This is a genomic window from Deinococcus carri (assembly GCF_039545055.1).
Taxonomy (GTDB): domain Bacteria; phylum Deinococcota; class Deinococci; order Deinococcales; family Deinococcaceae; genus Deinococcus; species Deinococcus carri.
The window spans coordinates 1-23,083 of sequence record NZ_BAABRP010000019.1 but is presented as its reverse complement, the minus strand read 5'-3'; the positions used below and the strand labels follow the sequence as shown (position 1 = coordinate 23,083).

At 70.8% G+C, this 23,083-nt stretch carries 19 protein-coding genes; 7 read left to right on the top strand and 12 right to left on the bottom strand.

All coding sequences use genetic code 11. The annotated features are described in order from the left end of the window. Nucleotides 1–112: 112 nt before the first annotated feature. Together ABEA67_RS16520 and ABEA67_RS16515 are read left to right on the top strand one after the other, a co-directional pair. Nucleotides 113–319: a hypothetical protein gene (locus tag ABEA67_RS16520; protein ID WP_345467329.1), complete on the top strand. Its 207-nt coding sequence runs from the start codon at nucleotides 113–115 to the stop codon at nucleotides 317–319. Beyond that, the gene (locus ABEA67_RS16515; protein WP_345467326.1) at nucleotides 316–1,032 is read left to right on the top strand and encodes a YetF domain-containing protein; all 717 of its coding nucleotides are present in this window, start codon (nucleotides 316–318) and stop codon (nucleotides 1,030–1,032) included. Before ABEA67_RS16520 ends, ABEA67_RS16515 begins: the two co-directional genes overlap by 4 nt. A gap of 18 nt (nucleotides 1,033–1,050) precedes the next feature. On the opposite strand, the gene ABEA67_RS16510 is transcribed toward ABEA67_RS16515, so the two are convergent. From ABEA67_RS16510 to ruvX, 9 genes are all read right to left on the bottom strand, one after another. Continuing rightward, nucleotides 1,051–1,425: a 2Fe-2S iron-sulfur cluster-binding protein gene (locus tag ABEA67_RS16510; protein ID WP_345467323.1), complete on the bottom strand. Its 375-nt coding sequence runs from the start codon at nucleotides 1,423–1,425 to the stop codon at nucleotides 1,051–1,053. Further along, the gene (locus tag ABEA67_RS16505; protein WP_345467321.1) at nucleotides 1,406–2,281 is read right to left on the bottom strand and encodes an alpha/beta fold hydrolase; all 876 of its coding nucleotides are present in this window, start codon (nucleotides 2,279–2,281) and stop codon (nucleotides 1,406–1,408) included. The genes ABEA67_RS16510 and ABEA67_RS16505 overlap by 20 nt, the downstream gene beginning before the upstream one ends. Nucleotides 2,282–2,336: 55 nt before the next feature. Then, complete coding sequence (locus ABEA67_RS16500; protein WP_345467318.1) at nucleotides 2,337–4,037, bottom strand: adenine deaminase; 1,701 nt, start codon at nucleotides 4,035–4,037, stop codon at nucleotides 2,337–2,339. Nucleotides 4,038–4,185: 148 nt separating this feature from the next. Further along, on the bottom strand, nucleotides 4,186–5,013 hold the full coding sequence (locus ABEA67_RS16495) for a TFIIB-type zinc ribbon-containing protein (protein ID WP_345467316.1): 828 nt from the start codon (nucleotides 5,011–5,013) through the stop codon (nucleotides 4,186–4,188). A gap of 104 nt (nucleotides 5,014–5,117) precedes the next feature. Next, nucleotides 5,118–6,194, bottom strand: a complete 1,077-nt coding sequence (locus tag ABEA67_RS16490; protein ID WP_345467314.1) for a peptidase C39 family protein — start codon at nucleotides 6,192–6,194, stop codon at nucleotides 5,118–5,120. Nucleotides 6,195–6,300: 106 nt separating this feature from the next. After that, nucleotides 6,301–7,311, bottom strand: a complete 1,011-nt coding sequence (locus ABEA67_RS16485) for an alpha/beta hydrolase (RefSeq protein WP_345467312.1) — start codon at nucleotides 7,309–7,311, stop codon at nucleotides 6,301–6,303. A gap of 53 nt (nucleotides 7,312–7,364) precedes the next feature. After that, on the bottom strand, nucleotides 7,365–9,041 hold the full coding sequence (locus tag ABEA67_RS16480; protein ID WP_345467310.1) for a long-chain fatty acid--CoA ligase: 1,677 nt from the start codon (nucleotides 9,039–9,041) through the stop codon (nucleotides 7,365–7,367). Between the two features lie 158 nt (nucleotides 9,042–9,199). Then, complete coding sequence (locus ABEA67_RS16475) at nucleotides 9,200–11,635, bottom strand: hypothetical protein (protein WP_345467308.1); 2,436 nt, start codon at nucleotides 11,633–11,635, stop codon at nucleotides 9,200–9,202. 508 nt (nucleotides 11,636–12,143) lie between these two features. Then, nucleotides 12,144–12,539, bottom strand: a complete 396-nt coding sequence (gene ruvX, locus ABEA67_RS16470) for a Holliday junction resolvase RuvX (RefSeq protein WP_345467305.1) — start codon at nucleotides 12,537–12,539, stop codon at nucleotides 12,144–12,146. A 94-nt stretch (nucleotides 12,540–12,633) separates the two neighbouring features. Between ruvX and ABEA67_RS16465 the strand changes: the two genes are divergently transcribed. After that, entirely contained in the window at nucleotides 12,634–13,419 is a 786-nt protein-coding gene (locus ABEA67_RS16465) for an enoyl-CoA hydratase-related protein (RefSeq protein WP_345467303.1), read from the top strand. Between the two features lie 26 nt (nucleotides 13,420–13,445). Here ABEA67_RS16465 and ilvA read toward each other — a convergent pair whose 3' ends face one another. Both ilvA and ABEA67_RS16455 read right to left on the bottom strand, forming a co-directional pair. Next, complete coding sequence (gene ilvA / locus ABEA67_RS16460; protein WP_345467300.1) at nucleotides 13,446–14,996, bottom strand: threonine ammonia-lyase, biosynthetic; 1,551 nt, start codon at nucleotides 14,994–14,996, stop codon at nucleotides 13,446–13,448. Between the two features lie 276 nt (nucleotides 14,997–15,272). After that, nucleotides 15,273–16,439, bottom strand: coding sequence for an FAD-dependent oxidoreductase (locus ABEA67_RS16455; RefSeq protein WP_345467297.1), 1,167 nt, complete (start codon nucleotides 16,437–16,439; stop codon nucleotides 15,273–15,275). A 94-nt stretch (nucleotides 16,440–16,533) separates the two neighbouring features. Between ABEA67_RS16455 and ABEA67_RS16450 the strand changes: the two genes are divergently transcribed. The 3 genes from ABEA67_RS16450 to ABEA67_RS16440 are packed head-to-tail and all read left to right on the top strand — an operon-like array spanning nucleotide 16,534 to nucleotide 21,754. Further along, nucleotides 16,534–17,760, top strand: a complete 1,227-nt coding sequence (locus ABEA67_RS16450) for a SpoIID/LytB domain-containing protein (protein ID WP_345467294.1) — start codon at nucleotides 16,534–16,536, stop codon at nucleotides 17,758–17,760. Then, the gene (locus tag ABEA67_RS16445) at nucleotides 17,750–20,578 is read left to right on the top strand and encodes an LPS-assembly protein LptD (protein WP_345467292.1); all 2,829 of its coding nucleotides are present in this window, start codon (nucleotides 17,750–17,752) and stop codon (nucleotides 20,576–20,578) included. Before ABEA67_RS16450 ends, ABEA67_RS16445 begins: the two co-directional genes overlap by 11 nt. 33 nt (nucleotides 20,579–20,611) lie before the next feature. Further along, the gene (locus ABEA67_RS16440) at nucleotides 20,612–21,754 is read left to right on the top strand and encodes a hypothetical protein (RefSeq protein ID WP_345467290.1); all 1,143 of its coding nucleotides are present in this window, start codon (nucleotides 20,612–20,614) and stop codon (nucleotides 21,752–21,754) included. Nucleotides 21,755–21,818: 64 nt separating this feature from the next. Here the strand turns inward: ABEA67_RS16440 and ABEA67_RS16435 are convergent, their stop codons facing one another. Continuing rightward, nucleotides 21,819–22,841, bottom strand: a complete 1,023-nt coding sequence (locus ABEA67_RS16435) for a serine hydrolase domain-containing protein (RefSeq protein ID WP_345467288.1) — start codon at nucleotides 22,839–22,841, stop codon at nucleotides 21,819–21,821. A 155-nt stretch (nucleotides 22,842–22,996) separates the two neighbouring features. Here ABEA67_RS16435 and ABEA67_RS19485 point away from each other — a divergent pair. Further along, nucleotides 22,997–23,083, top strand: an 87-nt coding sequence (locus ABEA67_RS19485; RefSeq protein ID WP_425557217.1) for an IS1/IS1595 family N-terminal zinc-binding domain-containing protein, incomplete at its 3' end; no start/stop codon positions are given.

Here is a 23,083-nt window from a genome sequence, read left to right as displayed (position 1 = left end):
GCGGCGTGCCTGGCGGCGGGGTCTGAAGGTCTAACCGTCTGACCGTCGAAAAGCCTTGAGCCACGCTTTCGACGGTCGGACGGTCAGACCTTTCTACGGCTAGACTCCCCCCATGCCCTCCCGTGACTTTCTGGAAAGGCGCAATGCGCTGTGGGCGCGGCTGCGTGCCCTGTCGCCCGGCACCCCCAATTTCGAGGCCGCGCTGGCGGAACTCGGGGCGTTGATCGACTGGCCCCGCGAACGGGTGTTGGCGGGGCTGGGCCTGAGCGAGCAGGACGCGCCGCCCGCACCAGGGCAGCCCCACCCGGAGCAGCCTTGAGCAGCCCGGAGGTCGTGCCCTTCGAGCTTCAGCGGATGTTTCTGGGGGACACGTCACCGCTGTTTCTGCTGGAGATCGTGTTTCGCACGGCCGTGATCTTCCTGTGGCTGGTCTTTCTGCTGCGGCTGACGGGCAAGCGGGGGCTGGCGCAGCTCAGCCCGCTGGAACTCGCCATCGTGATCGCGCTGGGGTCGGCGGCGGGGGACCCGCTGTTCTACCCGGAGGTGCCGCTGGTCCACGCCATGCTGGTGCTGGCGCTGGTGGTGGGCTTTCAGCGCCTGCTGGCCTCCCTGGTGATCCGCAGCGAGACCGTGGAGACCTTTATCGACGGCAAGCCGGTCGAACTGGTGCGCGGCGGCGTGATTGCCCGGAATCGGCTGGACAGCGTGAGCCTCAGCCTGGAGGACCTGTTCGAGCGCCTGCGCACCCAGGGCGTGCGCCAGCTCGGGGAGGTCCAGCGCGCCTACCTGGAGCAGGACGGCAACCTCAGCGTCTTCACGTACCCGCAGAATGCGCCTGCCGGGCTGCCCATCGTGCCCCCCTGGGACCTGGAGCCGCCCCCACGGTGCCGCGCCGGAACCCTCCAGGCGGGCGAGGTCGCCTGCCTGAACTGCGGCTTCCGGCTGAGCGCCCCCGGCCCGCTGCCCACCTGCCCGAACTGCGGCTGTGCCGACTGGACCCCCACGCTCACCGACCCGCTGGAAACCGCATAGGCCTGAGCAGCCAGCCGGCTAACCCTCGGTGGAGGCCCCCGGCCGCGTCGTCCACACCGGCTCGGGTTCAATCTGCTCGGTGGGGGCCTTGCCGGGTTCCAGGCCGGTGTTCTGGACGGTCTGGAGGGGCGTCAGGGCCATGTCCTCCCGGCACTCGATCTGGCAGGAGAGGCGGGCCTGGCCCAGCAGCCCCTTGTCCTGAAGCTTGTCGTACTCGGCGACGGTCATGGCGTCCGGCTCGCCCTGGGTAAAGCTCACGCGGCAGGTGGTGCAGCGGGCCACCCCGCCGCAGCGGTGCAGGATGTCCACGCCGCCGCGCTCCAGCGCCAGCACCAGCCGCTCGCCCTCCCGCGCTTCCAGGACTCCGTAACCGTCAACTGTGATCTGTGGCATGCCCTGAGAATGCCACGGCCGGCCCGCCCCCGGAAAGAAAGTCCACCAGCAGATTGTTCACCCGCACCGGCTCGTCACGCATCACCCAGTGGCTGGCACGCGGAAGCCGCACCACCCGCAAGTTCGGCACCCAGCGTTCCAGGCCGTCGGCCAGCTCGGGCAGCAGGGCCACGTCGCGCTGGCCCCACAGCACCAGGGTGGGGACCCGCACCCGGGTTTCTTTGACGTTGCCGAAGCGCCGCAGGGCGCGGTAGTAGTTGATCATGCCCGTCGCCGCGCCGGGCTGTGCCCAAGCCTGGCGGTACAGGTCGCGGTCCTGCTCGGTGTACGCCCGCGGGTTCGTCCCGTGCAGCGCCCACGCCCCGAAGCGTGGCAGGACCCGTTCGGGCAGCCAGGGAAGCTGGAAAAAGAGGATGTACCAGGACTTCAGCCATTGCCGGGGCGTGCGGAGCATCCGCCGGGCGGCCGCGGGGTGCGGCGCGTTCAGAATCACCAGCCGCTCCACCACCTCCGGCTGCCGGATGGCGAGCGCCCAGGCGATGATGCCGCCCCAGTCGTGCCCGACCACGTGCGCCCGCTCGTGTCCCAGGGCGTGAATCAGGGCCGCCACGTCCTCCCGCAGGGTTTTCAGGCGGTAGGCGGTCACGCCCGGCGGCTTCTCGCTGAGGTTGTAACCGCGCAGGTCCGGCGCGACCACCCGGAACCCCGCGCGCGCCAGCGGCTCTATCTGCCGCTCCCAGGCCCGCCAGAATTCCGGGAAGCCGTGCAGCAGCAGCACCAGCGGCCCGCCCGCAGGCCCCGCCTCCACCAGATGCAGGCGGACCCCATTCACGACCAACTCTCTTTCCGTCGGCATGGGTCAGTGTGGCTGGCCCGCCCCCGCCTTCGGTGCGAGGAAACCCAAGCTGCCTTCAGGACGTGGGAAGCGCGTTCTCCTGGGGCACAGGCGGCAGGAGCTGCCAGGCATTCACATCCAGCAGCCCGCGCGGCGTGAGCTTGAGGGCCGGAATCACGCTCAGGCCCAGGAAGCTGAGGGTCGTGACCGGGTAGGGCAACGTGCAGCCCAGCGCCCGCGCCGCCGCCGTCACCTCCGTGAGGCGGGCGGCGGCTTCCTGTGGGGGCAGGTCGCTCATCAGGCCCGCGTAGGGGAGGGGCAGGCTGGCGCGGACCTCGCCGTCCGCGACCACGACCACGCCGCCGCCCAGCTCTTCCAACGCCCGGCCCGCCGCCCGCACGTCGGCGTCGGTGCCCCCCAGCACCGCGACATTGTGCGCGTCGTGCAGCACGCTGACCGCCAGCGCGCCCCCGGTCAGGCCCGTGCCGGAGGTCCAGCAGGTCGCGTGCTCGTTGCGGCCGTAGCGGTCGGCCACCACCAGCCGCGCGTCACCGGTTCCTGGCGCACCCACGCCGGTCGTGATCTGGTCGGGGCGGACCTGCATCACCGGCCAGCCCGCGGGCACGTCGAAGCGGGCCGCGTCCCATCCCGGTCCCAGGTCCACGCCGCCGCCCGGCAGCGGGGGAGTCACCTCTCCGGCCCGCGCCTCTGTCCCCCCCACGAACGTCTCCAGCACCTCGAAGCCCGCCAGGTCTTGCAGCAGCACGAAGTCGGCGTGGTAGCCGGGTGCGACCAGCCCCAGGTCGTGCAGGCCCCAGTACTCGGCCGGGTTGCAGGTGACGAGCGCGACGGCGTCGGCGGGGTGCAGGCCGCCCGCCACACAGGCCCGCAGCAGGCGGTCGAGGTGTCCCAGCGCCAGCAGCTCGTCCACGCTCACGTCGTCGCTGACCAGCATGGCGCGGCGGGGCCGCTCCCGCAGCACGGGCAGCAGCGCCTCCAGGTTCCTGGCCGCCGACCCCTCGCGCACCATCAGCCACAGGCCCGCCCGCAGCCGCTCGCGGGCTTCCTCCGGGGTGGTGGCCTCGTGGTCGGAGTGGGGGCCGGCCGCCGCGTAGGCTTGCAGGTCGCGGCCCCCCAGGCCCGCCGCGTGCCCGTCGATTCGCCCGCCCTGCCCGGCCTCCAGCACAGCCCAGGTGTCCGCGTCCCCGTTCAGTACGCCGGGGTAGTTCATCAGCTCCGCCAAGCCCAGCACGCCGGGCAGGCGCAGGGCCTGGGCCACTTCCGCCGCGTCCAGCCTCGCGCCCCCCCGCTCGAAGGGGCTGGCGGGCACGCAGGACGGCACCGACCCGAAGACCCGCAGCCCTGAGGTCCGGCCAGCCTCCAGCATCCACCTCAGGCCGCGCAGCCCCAGCACGTTGACTACCTCGTGCGGCTCCGCGACCACCGCCGTCGTGCCCCGGGGCAACACCGCCGCCGCGAAGCGCGCGGGAGTCAGCAGGCTCGACTCGATGTGGACATGCGCGTCCATGAACCCCGGCGCGAGAAAGGCCCCGCGCGCCTCGACCACCCGCGCCGCCCGCGCGCCCGACCCCGTGCCGACCAGCGCCGCCACCCGGCCTCCCGCGACCAGCACGTCGGCCCCGAACACCTCGCGGGTGGCGGGCTGCACCACCTGCGCGCCGCGCACCAGCAGGTCGCCTTCCTCCAGCCCCCGCGCGACCCGCACCAGGCGCTGCCGCGCCGCCCGGCCTGCCTCTGCTCCATCTCCTGCCGTCATGGCGCAGTCTAGGGCATGGCGGCTAGGGCGGCGCTCCGTTGCGTTGCCGCATGTTTCAGGCTTCCACTCCACTGCGCGCCGCCCTTTTTGCGTGACTCGCTTCGCTCGGAAAGGTTGCCAAAAGGCGGCAACCTTTCTGCGCCCCACCCTAGGGCTGCGGGGGCGTCGGGGCTGACCGCAGGCCACGCCGGAACACGTCCAGCCCCGGCCCCCGCTCGGCCAGGGCGCGCGCGAAGGTCTGGGCGTCGTTGAGCGTCCGCCCGTCGGCCGGCAGGTCTGTGCTGGAGGCGGCCAGCGTCTTTTCCGGCCGGACCGTGCCGAAGCGGCGGGCGCGGAACATGCCCGGATGCTCCTCGAACACCGCCGTCACGCCGTCCGGCAGGGCCGCCAGCCGGGCCGCGAAGGTCTGCTCCTGCGCGAGTTCGGCGTGCGCGGCCCCCTCGCCCAGTTCGGTCAGCAGGCGGTCCATCAGGGCGAAGACGCGCGCGGCGTAGGCCTCCACCTCCTCGCGGCGCGGCAGGTAGCCCCGGTGAATCACGCGGTTGCGAAAGTCCGCCCCCAGCGCCTGTGGGGCCAGGAAGTCCGGGGCGCGGCCCTCGCGCAGCAGGTAGGCCAGCGCCAGCATCCCGAGCTGCCGTTCGGACTGGCTCGCCACGTGCCGCCAGGTGCCCTCCAGCCCGGCCAGCGCCGCCTCGAAGTCCCCCTCGCTGTCTGCGGCCCGCTCCAGCGCATACGCCCGCACATAGAACTCGAAAAAGCGTTCCAGCGCCGCCGCGAAACTGGCGACCGCCTCGCGCGCGTAGCCGTCCAGCAGCGCCCGGGTCCCCAGGTCGAACAGCACCTCGAACTTGTGCTTGCGCACGAACACCACGAACCGCGCCCCGCACGCCGGACACGTCACTTCATGCACCGCGCTGTCGTCGAACTCCACCCGCACCTCGCGGCGGCAGGCGGGGCAGGAGGTGGGGAAGTCCATGCGGGCAGTGTAGGGTGCTGCGCGCCTGTCTCACCGTCTGAAGGTCTAACCGCCGGGCTTTCCTGCCGTGAGACAGTTAGACGGTCAGACCCTCAGACCGCCCCTCAGGGCAACTTTGCCCCCTGCGGCGCAATCACGTAGCTCAGGCCCCCACTGTGCGTGAGCCATTGCCGCTCGAAGGCAGCGCGCGGGTAGGTGCGGCGCACGCCCGCGTCGCTGGGGGCGGCGGGGTCGTTCAGGACCGGATTCCCCTGCGCGTCGAAGCCCACCAGGACCATCAGATGGCCCTCGCTGTAGGTGAGGGGTGCGCCGGGCAGCTCGCCCTTCTTCCAGCCCAGGCTGACGGCCAGCGGCAGACCCGCCGCCGTGTACCGCTCGGCTTCGGCCAGGCTGGGCAGCCGGGTCACGAAGGCGCGCAGGCCCAGCGCCCCTGCGTAGGCCGCGTTGAAGGGCCAGTTGCCGGTGCCGTCGTAGGCGCGGTCGAAGGTGCCCTGGGCCGCCTGCGGCACCGTCACGTTCACGCCGTGGTGGGCCAGAATCATCGAGACGCTGGTGGGGCTGCACCACACCTCGCCACCGTCCGGGTAGAGCATCTGCGAACGCCGGGGCACGTCCACGACCCGGCCCCAGGCCGCACGGTTGCCCGCCTGCCCCAGCCCCGCCGTGCGCCGCGCCCGGTCGGAGGTGTTGAAGGCCAGCAGGCGGACATTCGTGCCCGCGCCGCGCAGCGTGACCCGGTACTGGTAGGCCGTGGCCTTCGCGTTCAGGCGCAGGGTGTCGGTCAGGACCTGCCCGGCGGCGTCGCGCTGGCCGTTCAGGCTGGTGCGCCCCTCGCCGCTGCGCCCCTCACCACTGCGCCAGGTGCCGAAGGAGAACCAGCGGCTCCAGCCGGTGCCGCTCTGGGTACGGACCTCCACCGTGACGCTGCCCGCGCCGGGCGTCACCGCGTTCCAGGACGGCACCAGCTCGTCAAAGGCCGCGACCCGGAGGGGCGCACTCGTCAGGGTGCCGGTGCCCTCGGTGAGGGTCAGCGCCTCCGCGCGCACCTGCACGCCCTTCAGCTCGGCCCCGGCCCAGTCGCCCGCGCGTTCGTGAAGCACCGTCGTGGAGTTCGGATAGGTCATCGTCAGGGCCTCCGCGCCGCCCGTCAGGAGCAGCGCCGTCAGCAGAGGGGCACGCATGGGGGAGATTGTGCCGCGTGGGTGGGGGCGAGCGGGTGAGACGGGGGAGGGAGGCGATGCGCGGAAACATCTTTCACTGCGTACCGCGCACCGCGTCCTGCGCCCCCTATCCCCCCTGCATGTACAGGAACGCTTCCGGCAACGCCTCGCGCCACGTCACCCAGTTGTGGCCGCTGGGGTATTCGCGGTACTGGTGCGGGAGGCCCAGGTCGGCAAAAGCCCCGGCCATCCGCCGGTTCGGGCCGGTGAGCCACTCCAGCGTGCCGGTGTCCAGGCTGACCCGCAGGTGCCGGGGCGGTTCGGCGGTCAGGCGCTCGCGCAGCCACTCGCCCGCCGTGGTGGTGTCGATGACGCCGCCCTCGTCCGTCGCCCCCGGCCGGGCGATGAAAGCCCCGGAGTGGCTGACCACCCGCGAGAACAGCTCCGGGTGCGCGCTGCCCAGGTACAGCGAAATCAGCCCGCCCAGCGAAGCGCCCCACAGCCCCCGCTCGCTGGCCGTTACGTACTCGCCCTCCACCCGTGGGAAGACCTCCTCCCGCAGGAAGTCCAGATAACGGTCGTTCAGGTAATACTCGGCGCTGCGGTCGCCCGGCTCCACGAAGACCAGCACTGCGCCCGTCGCCAGCCCCGCCTCCACCGCCCGGTCCATCACCTCGCCCAGCTTGCCGGTGCGGTAAAAGGCCACCCCGTCCTGCACGTAATAGACGGGGGTGGGGCGGCTGGGGTCGTGGCCGTGCGGCGTGTACACGATGGCGCGGCGGGTGCCGGGAAACACCGTGCCCTCCCAGGTCAGGCGGTGGGCGGTGCCCTTCTGCTTGGCGTCGGGCCGCTGCCACAGGGGATGGCGGGCGTACTGGCCGACCTCCACCGCGCGGGGGTAGGGCCACCAGGGATTCAGCGACTTCTGCGGGTTGTCGGGGTCCGCGAAGGGCTGGCCCGCCTCGTCCAGCCAGGCGTATTCCACCCAGGCCCCGCGCGGCAGCGTCAGCGTGATCGGCTGGCTGCCCTGCACGGGAAGGCGCGGCTTCTTCTTCCAGTCGGTCATGTCGCCCACCAGCGCCGCCGCGCCCGCCGGGGGAGAGAAGGTGACCTGTTGCCCACGTACCGAAACGGCCATGAGGGGGATTCTACGGGCCAGCGGTTAGGGGGGCAGCGGTCAGGGGGCGGGGGTCAAGACTGGCCCGTCTCCCCGCGGCTGCCGTAGTCGCGGTACTGCTCGCGCAGTTCGCGTTTCAGGAACTTGCCGGTCGCGCCGATCGGCAGACTCTCCACAACCACGGTCGCGTCGGGCAGCCACCACTTGGCAAACCTGGGGGCCAGGAAGTCGCGCAGTTCCTCGTGCGTGACCTGCCCACCAGGTTTGAGCGTCACCACGGCGAGGGGTCGCTCGTCCCATTTGGGGTCGTCCATCGCGATGACGGCGGCCTGGGCCACGGCAGGGTGGGCCATCAGCGCGTTTTCGAGGTCCACGGAGCTGATCCACTCGCCGCCCGACTTGATCAGGTCCTTGGCGCGGTCCTGGATGTGCATGAAACCGCGCTCGTCCAGCGTGGCGATGTCCCCGGTGTCGAACCATTCCTCGCCGTCCAGCGTCAGGAAGTTGCCGGTGCCCTCGCCCTTGAAGTAGCTGCTGGCGATCCAGGGGCCACGCGCGATCAGGCGGCCCATCGTCTTGCCGTCGTGCGGAAGGCGCTCGCCCTCCTCGGAGAGGATGTCGAGCTGGACCAGCGGCACCGCCCGACCCTGCTTGGCCCGCAGCCGGTAGCCCTCGTCGCTGGTCTCGGCCACGCCCACCGGCACGATGCTGGCCGTGCCCAGCGGGTGCGTCTCGGTCATGCCCCAGGCATGGGCCAGGCTCAGACCGTGGCGGTCCTGGAAGGCGCGAATCAGGCTCTCGGGGGCCGCGCTGCCGCCCACCACCAGACGTTCCAGGCAGTGCAGGTCGTAGGGGTGCCCCGCTGCCTTCGCCCGGTCGAGTTCGGCCAGCAGGCCCATCCAGATGGTGGGCACGCCCGCCGTGATGGTCACCTGCTCGTCCTGCATCAGCCGGGCGAGGGTGGGGCCGTCGCTGAAGGGACCGGCGAAAACCTGCTTCGCGCCGTACATCGCGCAGGTGTAGGGCAGGCCCCAGGCATTCACGTGGAACATCGGCACGATGGGCAGCACCGTGTCGCGTTCGCCCACGTTCAGCGCGTCCTTGGGGGCACTGGCGAGCGAGTGCAGGATGGTCGAGCGGTGGGTGTACAGCACGCCCTTGGGGTTGCCGGTGGTCCCGCTGGTGTAGCACATGCCCGCCGCAGCGTTCTCGTCGATGGCTGGGTAGTGACGCAGGGGTTCCTGGGCCATCACCCAGGTGTCGTAGTCCCGCGCGCCCTCGACCGGCTCCGGCGTCGGCCCCAGCACGAGGATGTGTTCAATCCGGGGGCAGGCGGCGCGGATGGCCGGAACCAGCCCCGCGAAGAGGTTCTCCACCAGCAGCACCCGGTCCTCGGCGTGGTTCAGAATCCAGGCGAGCTGCTCGGGGTGCAACCGGATATTGACCGTATGCACCACGAAGCCCGCGCTGGGAATGCCCAGATACGCCTCCAGGTGCCGGAAGGAGTTCACTGCCAGCGTCGCTACCCGGTCACCCGGCTTCAGGCCCAGGGCTTGCAGGCCCGCGCCCAGCCGCAGTGCCCGGTCGGCCACCTCGCCATAGGTCGTGTGGTGCCTGTCGGGCACCGGTTGCCCCGCCGCGTCACGCCCACCGGGAAGCAGACTCACGATCTCGCGCCCGGCAAACTGCGTGCGGGCGCGCTCCAGGATGAAGGGGAGGGTGAGCGGAACGTCCATCATGTTGCCTTGCATCGGTTGACCTCCGGGGGAAGTGGGGTGCAGCCCGCCCTGCCCGTGTTCGGCAGGCGGCGAGAGCGGGAGCCTGGGTGTGGCGGCATTCTAAGGCCTCAGGGCAGAAGAACAAAAACAAAAAAAGGCCCCCCGGAGGGAGCCTTTTGGAGAAAGAGGGCTTAGTACTGGATGTTGCGAGCGACTTCGCTGACGCGGCCGTTCTTGTCGATGATGGAGGCGTGGTAGGCAAACAGCCCGGCGTCAAGGTTCTTGACGGAGGTGTAGGGAGCCGATTCCGTGGCCGCCACCAGGAAGAGGGGCGCGTGGGCCTGATCGAACTGCACGTTCAGGTTGTCGCTGTCGAGGTCGTTGGTGCCGCGTCCGATGCGGTTGAGCGGGTTGCTGACCAGAACTTCCTGGTGGAAGGCACCCTGGAGCACATTGCTGGGGTTGAACTGGTTGGCGGCACGCCCGAAGTTGATGATGTCGAGCGAGTGGACCGAGCCGACCGGGCCGCGCACGGGGTTCTCGTCGGTCGCGTTGCCGAAATTCAGGAACTGCCCATTGGCCTGCTGGCGACGAACGAAGAAGTTGTCGTTGTTCAGCGTTTCGAGCTGCGGGCCGACCGTCGTCACATTCACGCTGGAGCGGGTGCTGCTCACGTTGCCGGCGTAGTCACGGACCACGGCGAGCAGGTCGAGCTTGCCATTGCTGTTCGTGGGCTGGAAGAAGCGGAAGTTGGTCTGGTCCGCCGAGGCGAGCTGCACCGCGCGGCCACCGAAGGCCGTCCCGTTCGTGTCGCGGGCGAAGAACTGCGCGCTGCCGAACTGGCCGGAGATGGAGTCGTCGGCGCGGGCTTCCAGCGTGGCTTGACCGTTGGCCGCCACGGTTTCGGGCTTCTTAGAGAAGCGCAGGTTGCTGGGGCGCTGGTTATCGACGTAGATGGTGACGTCGTTGAGGGCACCGCCGGTCGAGGGGTTGCCCAGCAGGTCGGTGGTGGCGTTCGCATTGTTGAAGCGGACAGTCACCTTACCGGCATCCAGGCCGTTGACGTCGAGGTACACGCACTCGGGTTCCGTCACGTCACGCAGGGCACCACGGTTCACGAGCCTGCCGGCCGAGTTCAGGACGTAGAGACGCTCAGCCAGGGGCTGACCGTCAATAGTCGCAAATGCGCCGCCGGGAGTACCGGACAGGCCCACGCCCGCGTCCGTGACACCGTTGCTGAAGTTCAGCGTGCGCACGCGCGCCAGACCGGAGATGTACTGTACGCCGCTGGGCAGCGCCACGGAGTCATACAGGTCAATGTCACCGGCATCGGCACCCAGGGCGTCAATCATGCAGGTGTTGTCGTTGCGGGAGGTGTAGGTGGCATCAGTACCGCCCTGGCCCGCTTCGTCACGCACCGCACCCGTACCGGCGTCCATCACGGTGATGCCACTGGCACCGCTCACCACGGGGCCGGTGTTGTCGATGTTCAGGACAAACAGGTTCTGGGCGCGCACGATGCTGCGGTTGCCGAGCTGATCGTAGGCCACGGCGAACACGTCGTAGTCACCGTCGGCCAGCTTGGTGGTGTCTACGTTGACTTCGTAAGGCGAGTTGTAGGCGGTGCCGACCAGCGTCGCGCCGTCGAAGCTCGCCACGCCGTCCTTGGCGTTGGGGTCGGCGTACCACTCGACGCGCTCCACGCCGGCGGGCAGAACCGTGGTACCGGTGGGGTTGTCACGCAGCGTGTCCAGGTTCTGGAACGCCAGCTTGATCGAACCGTTGACCCAGTTGCCCTTCTGCTGGGTGAGTTGGGGGCTGAGCTTGCTCACCGGGATCACGTCGGGCACCTGAGGCCCGAGGTTGTCGGGGACGATGATGGTGGACTTGGTAGTGTTGCTCGTGCCCGTCCAGTAGCGGACGATCACGTACTGCATCTCGCCCTGACGCAGGTTGGCCGAGTTAATGGTCAGGCTGCCGCCGTTGGGGTCACGGCTGTCGTAGATGCGGTTCTGGGCGTTCAGGTCAGCGGTCGTGCTGCTCAGGAACACTTCGATGCGGTCCGCGCCCGAGTTGGGGTTAGGGACAACCGTCACGTTGCCGCGCACATAGGTGATCACCTGCGTGTTGCCGTTGATGTTCTGCTCCAGCGTCAGGATGCGGTTGCCCTCACCCGCGGGGCTGGTCAGCGTCACGTCGGTGGCGATGGCACGTGTGTAGTTCAGGGTTACGCTGGTGGCGCTGCTGCCGACCACAACGGTCTGAGTAGCAGGTGCGTTGAAGCCGCTCACTGCACCGCCCGTCACGGTGTAGGTCCCCGCGGGGAGGGCCACGGTCGTGCCGCTGGTCGTGGTCTTGCTGTCGTAGCCGCTGACCACAGCGCCGTTGGCGTCCTTGATGGTCACAGGAGCGGAGGTCACACCACCGCCGAGGTTAATCGTCAGTTGCTGGGTGACAGGAGTCGGGTTGGGGTTCGGATTCGGGTTGGGGTTAGGGTTCGGGGGCGTGACGCAGACCCCGTTCTCCAGCACCTGGCCATTCGAGCAGGTCACGGTCGGGTTGTTGCCCCCGCAGGACGCGAGCGTCAGGACGCCCGTGAGAGCCAGCAAAGCGATGTTCTTATTCATACTTCCTCCGTGGGGACGAATCCCCAACCTGCTTCACGTGTGCCGCCGCTTGGGGCTTGTCTGGAGCGAACTGGAGTCCAGTTGCCGAGTTTCCTGCTCCCGCCCGTTCCCGCCGCCCTGTCCTTAGGTCCCACGTTAAGCCAGGATGTGAATCCTTAGGCGAGTATATGGACGCCCCTGGGGGGTGTCAACACGAAATGGGACGCACATCGGCTGCTATGAACTCATGAAGAGTAAGAAACGGGTCAGGTGTCTCCAGGTCAGTTCGATGTCGATATTCAGCTGCCCGAAATCTATGGCTACAACGCTAAAAAGAGGACATCACCACCCCCTTTTCTTCCGCCTTGAGCTGCATTCGGTCCTTTACTTATGAAGGTATTGTGAAGGTCTCATGACCCCTGCACGGCTCAGTTTTTCTTTATGGCACTCTCATTGAATGGCACTGCCTCGGACGCTCACCTTTACCCTGGCAAACTCATTCTCGAGGCCTTGATGGGTGCCTGCTACGTCACTCCCGCCCCAGCAGGTACAGTTCCAGAATCTGCACCGCCGCCGCCTCGTCCTCGTCCACGGCCCCGAGGTCGCGGGCACGGCGGGTGGTGAACCGCTCGTCCTGATAGGCGACCTTGTACCCTTTCTCGGCCAGGACCCGCCCAAAAGCGCGCACGCGGTCGGCGCTGGGACTGGGGGCACCGTCGGTCCGCAGGGGCAGGCCCAGCAGCAGCAGCCTGGCCCCCGTTTCCTCGACTTTGAGGCGCACGGCCTTGAGGTCGAGCGGCAGCCGTTTTCTGTCCACACTGCCCCGCCCGAAGGCCAGCCGGCCCTGGTTGACCGCAAAGCCGATCCGCGATTTGCTCACGTCCAGCGCCAGGACGACGGGGAGGGGGGAGGCCGGTTGGGTCATCGGGGCGAGTGTAGCGGGTAGAAACAGAGAAGGCCCTCCTCTGCAGGCTTTATCAGCGGCAGGCGACCCGCCGGAACGCGCTACGCTGCTTCGCATGACCAGCGAACCTGTGATCCTGGGAGACACCCGCGCGGGCGTCCGGACCCTGACGCTCAACCGTCCCGACCGGCTGAACGCCGCGAACGACGCGCTGCTGCTGGCCCTGACCGAGGAGCTGAGGGCCGCCGAGGCCGACCCCGCCGTGCGCGTAGTGGTGGTGACGGGGGCAGGCCGGGGCTTTTGCGCGGGGCAGGACCTGGGCGACGTGTCCGGGCGGGACATGACCTTTACCGAGCACCTGAACCACACCTACAACCCCCTGATTCGTACCCTGCGGGGGCTGGGCAAGCCGGTGGTCACCGCCGTCAACGGCGTGGCGGCGGGGGCGGGGGCCAGCCTGGCCCTCTCGGGCGACATCCGGCTGTGGGCACAGTCGGCCAGCCTGATCGAGGTTTTTTCCAACATTGCCCTGGTGCCGGACTCGGGCAGCACCTGGTTTCTGCCCCGGCTGGTCGGCTACCACCGCGCTTTTGAACTGATGGCGCTGGCGGAGCGCGTGAACGCCGAGGAGGCGCTGCGCCTAGGCCTGTGCGAGCGCGTCTACCCCGACGACACCTTCCGCGAGGAGGTGCAGGCCTACGCCGAGCGCCTCGCCGCCCGCCCCGCCCACGCCCTGAAGCTGACCAAGCAGGCGCTGAACGCCGCCATGACGGGCACGCTGGACGAGGCCCTGGACCACGAGGCCCGGCTCCAGCAGCTCGCCGGGGACCACTGGGAACACGAGGAGGGCGTGACCGCCTTCAAGGCCCGCCGGGCACCCGAGTTCGTGCGGGAGGAGTGACGTGAGGGGTCATTCCTGGCCCCCCTTCACGTCAGAAACAGCCGGTACGCCGCGTTTTCCGTCATGTCGCGGGCCGGATAGCCCAGCTCGGCCAGGAAGGCGGCGAAGTCGGCCAGGTCGGCCTCCGGGACCTGAAGCCCGGCCAGCACGCGGCCATGCGCGCTGCCGTGGTTGCGGTAGTGAAAGAGGCTGATGTTCCAGCGGGCGTGGAGGTGCGTCAGGAACTCCAGCAGCGCGCCGGGCCGCTCGGGAAAGGTGAAGGAATAGACGCGCTCGCCGGTGGCCTCGGGGGCACGTCCGCCTACCATGTGGCGCACGTGGACCTTCGCCAGCTCGTCGTCGGTGAGGTCAGTGACGGCGTAGCCCTGCGTGCCCAGGGCGTCCACCAGTTCGGCCCGCTCGGCCGGATGCCCGAGCTGCACGCCCACGAAGACGCGGGCCTCGTCGCGCGGCGCGTAGCGGTAGTTGAACTCGGTGATGGCGCGGGGGCCGAGCGCCTCGGTGAACTGTCGGAAGGTGCCGGGCTGCTCGGGAATGGTCACGGCCAGGATCGCCTCGCGCCGCTCGCCGATCTCGGCGCGTTCGGCCACGTGGCGCAGGCGGTCGAAGTTCACGTTCGCGCCGCCGGTGAGGGCCACCAGCGTTTCCTCCTTCAGCCCCCGCGCCTGCGCGTACTGCTTGAGGCCCGCCACCGCCAGCGCCCCGGCGGGTTCCAGTACGGCACGGGTGTCGTCGAACACGTCCTTGATGGCGGCGCACACCTCGTCGGTGGTCACGCGCACCCAGTCGTCCACGTAGCGGCGGGTGAGGTCGAAGGTGTAGGCCCCCACCTGCTTCACCGCCACGCCGTCCACGAAGATGCCCACCGTGTCCAGCCGCACCCGCTCCCCCGCCTGAAGGCTCTGATACATCGCGTCGGAGTCGTCCGGCTCCACCCCCACGATGCGCACGTCGGGCCGCAGGGCCTTGAGGACGCCCGCCATGCCCGCGATCAGGCCGCCGCCCCCCACCGGGACGAACAGCGTGTAGCCCCCCGCGGCCTCCACCTGCCGCAGCAGTTCCAGCGCCACCGTACCCTGCCCGGCCAGCACCAGCGGATCGTCGTAGGGATGCACGAAGGTCAGGCCGCGCCCCTGCTGAAGGGCGTAGGCGTGCGCTTCCGCATCGCTGAAGGAGTCGCCGTGCAGCACCACCTCCGCGCCCCGGTCGCGGCACGCCCGCACCTTGATGTCGGGGGTGGTCACGGGCATCACGATCACCGCCCGGAGGCCGAGGTGCTGCGCGGCGTAGGCCACCCCCTGCGCGTGGTTGCCCGCCGAGGCGCAGATCACCCCGCGCGCGGCTTCCTCTGCCGTGAGCTGGCTCATCTTGTTGTAGGCCCCGCGCAGCTTGAAGGAAAAGATGGGCTGCTGGTCTTCCCGTTTGAGCCACACCGCGTTCCCGGTGCGGGCGCTGAGGCCTGGCGCGGCGTTGAGTGGCGTTTCCACCGCCGCGCCGTACACCTTGCTGGTCAGGGCCAGGCGCAACACGTCCTGCGCGTCCAGCGTTCCCGGCTCGAAATCCTGTGTTCGCGTCATCCTGCCCCCCAAATCTCAAAGAACCGTTCCCAAAGAAAAATCCCCCGCCGTGGTCGCGGGGGAAACGTGCAGCGCGGAGGCCGGAAGCGTTACTCCCCGAACCCCGGAATAATTCGCGCTGCTTTCATGGGAAGCAGCATAGGCGCGCGGCGGGGCCGGGGAGCGGGGAGGGGTAGACAAGGGGGGGAGGAGCGAAACGCTGTCTCACGCCCTCTTCTTCCGAAGCGCGTCACCCCTCCGCCAGCCGCTTCTTGCTGACCGCTGACTGCTCCCCCCTCACTCCCACGGCCGCCCCTCCACCCCCGCCACTGCCCCCGCCAGGTCATAGGCCACGGCCAGGCCGAGCGTGTCCGCCAGCGGGCCGCCCAGCAGGAGGTGAACGCCGCTGGTGAGGGGCTGGTGGAGGGGCGGGGCGTCGGCGCGGCCCCCGGGGAGGGCGAGCCACGCGCCCGGCACGTCCGCGAGGCTGTGGCCGACCTCCAGCGCCTCCGTCGCCAGGGGGGGTAGGGCGTCCATCAGGCGAATCAGGTCTTCCAGCGTCTCGCGGCGCAGGCCGACGGGCACGCCGGTCACGCGGCCCCCGCTGGGCTGGTAGCCGTGCGGGTCGCGGTGGTGGATGGGGGGGACCACGGTAAAGCCGCCGTGCTGCGGGCGCAGGGTCAGGCCGCCCGCGCGGAGGGTGGGGGTCTGGTCGGTGCTGGGCGCATTCAGGCGGGGCAGTTGGCGGTAGGCCCGCCCATGCGTGGTATGCAGGCCGAGTTCGTGTTCGGCGGCGTGCGGCCCGTCCGCGCCCAGCGCCACCACGACCACGCCCGCGCGCACCTCGTGCGTCTCGTGGGTGACGATCTGATGCGTGTTGGTCACGGTCAGGCGGTCCAGCCGCACCCCACCGGGAATGAGGTGCGCGTGGGTGTTCAGCAGCAGGTCGGCTCCCGCGCCCACGGCCCCCTGCCCGCAGGCGAGGGCGACCGCGCCGGGGCGGAAGGTGGCCGCCCCCTCGTCCACCCGCACGAAGGGAAGGGCGGCGGGGTCGAACAGCCCGGCGGCCCCCGGAAAGCGGGCGAGGATGCTCCCGCTAGAAACACTCCCTTCCCGCTCCTCCCGCCCGAGGTCCAGCAGGGGGCGCGGCTGAAAGGTCACGTCCCCGAAGTCGTGTGCGAGTGCCCGCCGCACCCACACGGCTTCCCGCTCGCGGCCCGCGGGCACGTCCAGCGCCGTCCAGAGGCCCGGCGCGAGAATCGTCGCGCCCTCCTCGTTGGGGAGGCCGCCGCGCTCGACGAGCAGGAGGCGCAGCCCCGGTGCGAGCTGGCGCAGGAACAGCGCGCAGGCGGTGCCCATGCGGCCCGCACCGACCACCACCACGTCGTAGGCTGTCTCCTGAAAAGGTTGCCCCACGTGTGCCCAGACCCGTCCCGGTTTGCCCTGCCTGCCCCCACCTGTCATGCGGGACATGATGCCGCAGGCCGCGCCCCTGCCCGCGCCTCTCACCTTCCTGTCAGGCCGCGCACAGGTGCGGCCCTTTATACTTCCTGAACAGATGCGCTCCCTCATGCTTACGCTGGCGCTTGGCGCAGGTGCTCTTCCCGCGGCCCAGGCGCTCAATATCCGGGTCCTGGTGGCGAGTGGCCCGCAGCTCACCGTGCGGCTGCCCACCACGTCTCCCGCGGCCCCGTCGCCCCTGGTCGCGGCCCCGGCGGCTGCGCCCGCGCCCGTCAGCATGGGGGCGTGGAACGTGGGGGTGCGCGGGCCAGCCCTCACCCTGAACGGGCAGGACGCGGGCAGCGCCACGCTGTACCTGCCGCCCAGTCCCGGCAGCGTGGTCACGATCGCGGGCAAGGATTACCGGGGCGGTGTGCTGCTGCGGGCTGTGTCCGGCGGGGTGCAGGCGATCAACGTGGTGGACGTGGAGGACTACCTGCGCGGTGTGGTGCCCGCCGAGATGCCCGCGAGCTGGCCCTCAGCGGCGCTGGCCGCCCAGGCCGTGATCGCCCGCACCTATGTCGCCGCGCGTATCAACCCGGCCCTGCCCTACGACACCTGCGCCACCGAGAGCTGCCAGGTGTACCGGGGCATCACGGCCGAGAAGACCAGCACCGACGCGGCCATTCAGGCGACCGCCGGGCAGGTCGTGGCGTTCGGGAGTAAGCCCGCCAGCACCTACTTTTCCAGCGACTCCGGGGGCTTTACCGCCTCCAGCGCGGAGGTGTGGGGCAAGGCGCTGCCCTACCTGCCCGCCAAGGCCGACCCGTATTCCTCGGCCAGCCCGCGCGCCCGCTGGCAGGTGGAGGCCAGCGCCGCGAAGGTGGCGCAGGCGGCGGCGGCCTACCGCGTCCGCGTGGGCACCCTGCGCGACGTGCGGGTGACCCGCGCCAGCGAATCGGGCCGCGCGCAGGAGGTGACGCTGAGCGGCACGGGGGGCGTGGCCCGCCTGAGCGGGGCCGACGCGGGCGGCTTCGTGCGCGCGCTGGGGGCCACCAGCAGCCGCGTGACCCTCAGCGGGTCGGTCAGCGCCCAGACCCCCCTCGTCGTGGAGGGGTCGGGGTTCGGGCACGGCGTGGGTCTCTCGCAGTACGGGGCGCTGGGGCTGGCGCGCCAGGGGCAGGATCACCTGCGCATCCTGGGCTTCTACTACCCCGGCACGGTCCTGAGCCAGCTCGCCGCCGCGCCGGACACGGGCCGGGCCAGGCTGGCGCTGGGGCAGCCGCTGCCGGACCCCAGCGCCCCGCAGGCCCCGCTGGCCCTGGCCGGGTGTGATGCCGAGTAAGGCCGGGAGGAGAGGAGCCAGTCTGGGGAGGCTCCTGCGCCGCCGGGGCACGCTTCTTTCGCTGACGGCCCTGCTGTCGCTCGCCGCGCTGGGGGAGGCGGGGGCGCGCACCGTGCGCATCGTGCAGGCGCAGACGCTGGAACTGCGCCGCCTGGACGACCAGGAAATCGTGATCATCAGCGGCGGCGAGGGCGGCCCGGTCGAGCTGCGCGTGGACGACGACGTGGTGCGCGCCGGGCGCGTCGAGTACAACCGCACGCGGCGGACCCTGACCCTGCTCGGGGCCGCCACCTACCACACCGCGCGCGACAACCAGGACCTCCGGGGCGAGAACCTGGTCGTGGACCTGGCGGGCGAGCAGCTCACCGGCGAGGACGTGCTGATCAGCGACGGCGACATCGAGATTCGCGGCCAGGAGGTCGAGCGCATTCCGGGCCAGCTGCGCGCGACGGGCGGGTACTTCACGCCCTGCGCCAAGTGCGGGCGCACCCCCAACGACTACGCCTTCCGCGCCGAGCGCCTGATCGTGTATCCCGGCGACCGCCTGGTGGCCTACCGCGCGCAACTGCTGCTGGCCGACTACCCGGTGCTGTACCTGCCGGTGGTGGTCCTGCCGCTGAACGACGCCGAGCGCCAGCCCCGCCTCGCGGTGGGCCGCGGCAGCCCCGACGGCCTGACCGTGGAGGCCGACCTGCCCTTCAGCATCGGCACGGGGACGCTGGGCACCACCCTGATCCGCTACTACGAGAACCGCACGCCCAGCATCGGGCTGGGGGTGGCGCTGCGGTCCTACATGCCGCTGCCCTTCGTGGACCGGGTGAACCTCTACACCCTGGCGAACCCCAAACCCTTCGCCGCCGACGGCTCGCGGCAGGTGGGCTACGACGTGGACCTGGACTTCAGCGCGCGCGGCCGCATTCCGCTGACGCTGGCGGTGCGCGACCTCGACTACAGCCTGAACGTGCTGCGGCGCGACATCGGGCGCACGGCCACCGACCCCGACCGGGGCGTGACGGCCGTCAACTTCACGGCCAATGTCGAGTACCCCAGCTTTGCCGCCCAGTTCAACTACGTGGACCGCTACGGTCCCGAAGCCACCACGGCCCTGACCACGCCGCTGAAGCAGCCCGAGGTCATCGTGGACCCCAAGCCCTACACGGCGGGCAACTTCAGCGCCGACTTCCGCTTCTCGGCGGGCCGCTACACCGGGCAGGTCAACCCCCTGTCGCGCCGGGCGGCCGAGGAGGCGGACGGGAAGCCCAACATCACCACCACGCGGCTGGAGGAACAGCACAACCTCAGCTACAGCGTGCAGCCCTGGCGGGACGCCGACCTGTCGCTGAAAAACGTCTTCGTGGGGCGCTACTACGGCAACGGGGCCAGGACCGTGCAGCTCGACGCGGGCGCGCAGCTCACCCAGCGCTTCAACGTGACGAACACCGTCACCGCCCGCTACAACTACATCCGCATCGAGGGCACCAGCCCCTTTGCCTTCGACGCGCTGACGGGCCGCCGCCTGAGCGCGCCGCTGAGCGTGGACCTGTACACGGTGCCGGTGCCCGACACGACCTTCCGCGTGAGCTACACCCGCGACCTGTTCCTGCCCTGGAACCAGCAGCCCGCCACCACTTTCGGCGTGACCGTGAACCGCGCGCCCGTCAACCTCACCTACGACCTGGCGTACAACTTCGCCACCAAGGAACTGGAAAGCACCAGCTTCAACGTGACGCTGGGGGGCAGCAGCTTCTACCGGCAGCCCACCCCGGTCAAGCCCGGCGAGCCGGTGCCCTTCCGCGCCGTGTGGCCCGCGCCCAACCTCACCCTCACGGCCAGCGGCAGCTACACCCGCACGGGCGGGTACCAGCCCTTCACCGTGCGCGCGACCGTCACCGGCGACAACCGGGCCAACTCGTTCAGCGCCTTTGTCACGCACGACATCAAGACGCCCTTTCTCAGCGCGGTGGGGGCCGAGTTCAGCGGCGTGACCCGCACCGACACCGTGGTGAACCCGGTCAGCTTCAGCGGGCGCGAGACGCTGAACCTGCCGACCCCCCTCGGCGGCGGAAGCTTTACCCGCACTCGCCTCAGCGGGAGCTACAGCCTGACGTGGCGCGGGGCCTACACCCTCGCCACCACGCACGACCTGACGCTCGACCAGGACCCCAGCGCCAAGGAAAGCGGCACCGTGAACTACAGCGTGGGGACCGTCAGTGGCCGCGCCACCAACTGGCAGCTCGCCTACGGCGGCCCCTACGACCTGCGCCGCGGGGGCTTTACCCGCCCCGCGGTGACCGGCAGCCTGAACGCCACCCGGCCGGGGCAGCGGCTGGGCCTGTCGGCGGTCGTGAATACGCCCGGCCTGGACCAGCCCCGCACCGAACTCACCCGCGCCGACGTGAGCGCCGACTGGCAGTTCGGCACGCGGGTGGCGCTGGCAGGGCGTGCGGTGTACACCCGCACCCGCAGCGGCACCTACCCCGACGACGTGCCCACCGACACGCTGATTTTCGACCCGCTTCAGGTGGGCATCGCCATCGGGAACGGCCCGAAGCCGGGGGCCTACCTGACCGGGAGCCTGCGCCAGACCTTCACCTGGAAGGATGGCGAGCGGGTCAACGCCCTGCCCCTCGCCCCGGTGATCGGCCTGACCATCGACCGCTGCTGCTGGGCCTTGCAGGCCGAGATCGACCTGAGCCTGCGGCGCTACCGCCTGGGCATCAGCCTGCCCGGCAGCGCGGGCTATCCGCTGTTCGAGTACGGCACGGGTGGCCTGAACGTGCCGCTGCTGCCCGGCGTGCTGAATCCCGGCACCCGCTGACCCCCCCTCACCGCTGACCCCCGGAGGTCCCCTGTGAACCGTTGCCTGCCCGCCCGCCCCCGGCTTTCCTCCCGCCCCCTTCGCCTGGGAGGGGCCGCGGCCCTGAGCGCCCTGCTGCTGGCCGCCTGTACCGGCACCGAGGAGGGCAACTCGGTGCTGCGCCTCGCCGTGCTGACCGATGGGGGCGCGGCCGTGCGGACCGTGACCACCGGGGGCAGCAGCGTGACCCCCGCCCCCGCCGACCCCAGCGTGATCGTGAGTGGCGGCGTGACCCTGGACACCCTGCCGGGCGGCAGGCGGCTGGCCCTGACCCTGACGGGCGGCATCGAGAGCCGGGACGTGAATCTGGCCGGCTCCCAGCCCTTCGCGCCGCCCTTCGACGCGCCCGGCTTCACGTCGCCGCCCTGTCTCAAGGCCACGGTGCTGAATGCCCAGCGCGACCGCCTGCTCACCCTCAGCCAGTGCGAGGTGGGGGGTGTGGCGAACACCACCCAGCAGCTCGCCCTGTACCGCACTGACGGCACCCTGGTTTGGCGCGCGGCGGCGGGCGGGGCCTTCTCGCCGGTGGGAACCGACGTGCCCCCCGTGCGGCTGGCCCTGGTGCGCGAGAACGGGGTGGATATCGGTGTGGTGTCGCGCCCCGCGCTGGGCGGCGGCAGCGAGGTGCTGCGGGTGGCCGCCACCACGACTGGGGCCGACCGCGCCGAGGTGAGTGCCCCGGTGCCTGCCCCCGCCATCCGCGACCTGGCTCCCGCCCCCAACGGCACGACCGTCTATGCCGCCACCGACACCGGGGTGCAGCCGCTGTCCGCCACCGGCGTCCCCGACGCGACCGCCACGCTGGCCGCCTTCGGCAGCACCCGCATCGACCGGCTGTGGACCGAGGCGGGCAGCGGCGTCCGGGGCAGCCTGATAGCCGCCTGGCGCGACCCCGGCGACCGCAGCGCGACGCCCCTGCGCCTGTGGGACGGTGCCCGCAGCAACGCCGTGGACGTGACCCTGGTGGCCGAGTTGCGCGACGTGACCTTTGCCCTCGACGGCAACCTCTACGCCCTGACCCGCACCTCGCTGACGAGCTATGACGTGCTGTACGGCCTGAGCCAGAACAACTGGCGCGCGACCACGCTGCTGTCCGGCCTGAACGACGCGCGGGCGGTGACGTGGCTGGTGCCGTAGGAGGGGTCAGGGGTTAGGGGTTGGGGGTGAGGAAAGACCAGGGGCATCAGCCGGGGTCGTTTCCTCACCCCTCATCCCAAGTGCCCAGCATCCCCAGCAGGGCCGCTGGAACAGCCCCCCGCAGCCCCAGCAGGGGCAGCCCGCCGCGCACCAGCAGGGTCACCACCACGCCGTCGGCCGGGCGCAGGCCCAGAGCGGTGCGGGTGCCGCGGGCCACGCCGTCGTGCCAGTACACGCCGCGTGACTCGAACCAGCCTGGCGCGACGCCGGTCAGGTGCCGGGGCAGACCGGGGGGCCGGGAGGTGGCCTGCCAAGCCTCGCCCGCCCGGCCGTCCAGGTGGGCCGCGCCAAAGGCCAGCAGGTCGGCCGCCGTGCCGAACAGCCCGCCCGCGCCCGCCAGTGGCCCGAAGCCCGTGACGCCCTGCCCCAGCAGCGTGGCGGCTGGCGTGACCAGCCGGGCCGCCGGGGGCGTGAGCGTCACGTCGCCCAGCCCCAGGGGTCCCGTGACCCAGCCGCGCAGCGCCCGCCCGTAGCCCGCCGCACTGGCCTCCTCGCCCGCCGCGTGTGCGAGGGCCAGCGCCAGTACGCCCATCCCGAGGTTGGAATAGACGAAGCGCCCGGCGGCCCGTGGGTTGGCCCAGCGCCGCGCACTCGCCAGCACGTCGCGGGCCGTCATGCTCCCGTAGGGGTCCTGAAACCGGGTCAGGGTCGTGACCATCGCCCGTGCCGGGTGGGGCGGCAGGCCCGCCGTGTGGGTCGCCAGTGCCCGCGCGGTCAGGAAGACCGGCAGCCCCCGCAGCGGCCCCCCCAGCCGGGAGAGCGGCGCGTCCCAGGTCAGCGGCCCCCCGCGCACCAGCGCCTCCGCCAGCGCCGCCGTGAAGGGCTTGGTCACGCTGGCGAGTTCAAAAATCCCCTCGCGGGACACGCCCCCCAGCCCGAACAGGACCACCTGTCCACCGCGCGCCGCGCCCAGCACCCCGCCCTGCCGGAGCGCCAGCCGCAGCAGGGGCGCAGCTCCGCGCAGGTCATGGCCCAGTACCGCCTCCATTTGGGGGAGAGCGGCGCGCAGCGGGTCGCGGCGAAACATGCGGCCAGGGTAGCGCCCCGAGGAGGCGGCAGGGAGCAACAAAAAAACCGCCTCTTGGGCGGTGATGTTGAAACTATAGCGTCCTATTCAGGCGAAGTCAACTTATGCAGCCGGCTAGTAGTGGCGTTCAGGGCATGACGGGAGTTCAATGAAGCATGAACGGTCCTGACTGCCCAGCGTGCGGTGGCGTCTACACCGTCAAAAACGGTCACGCCCACACCGGCAAGCAACGCTACTTGTGC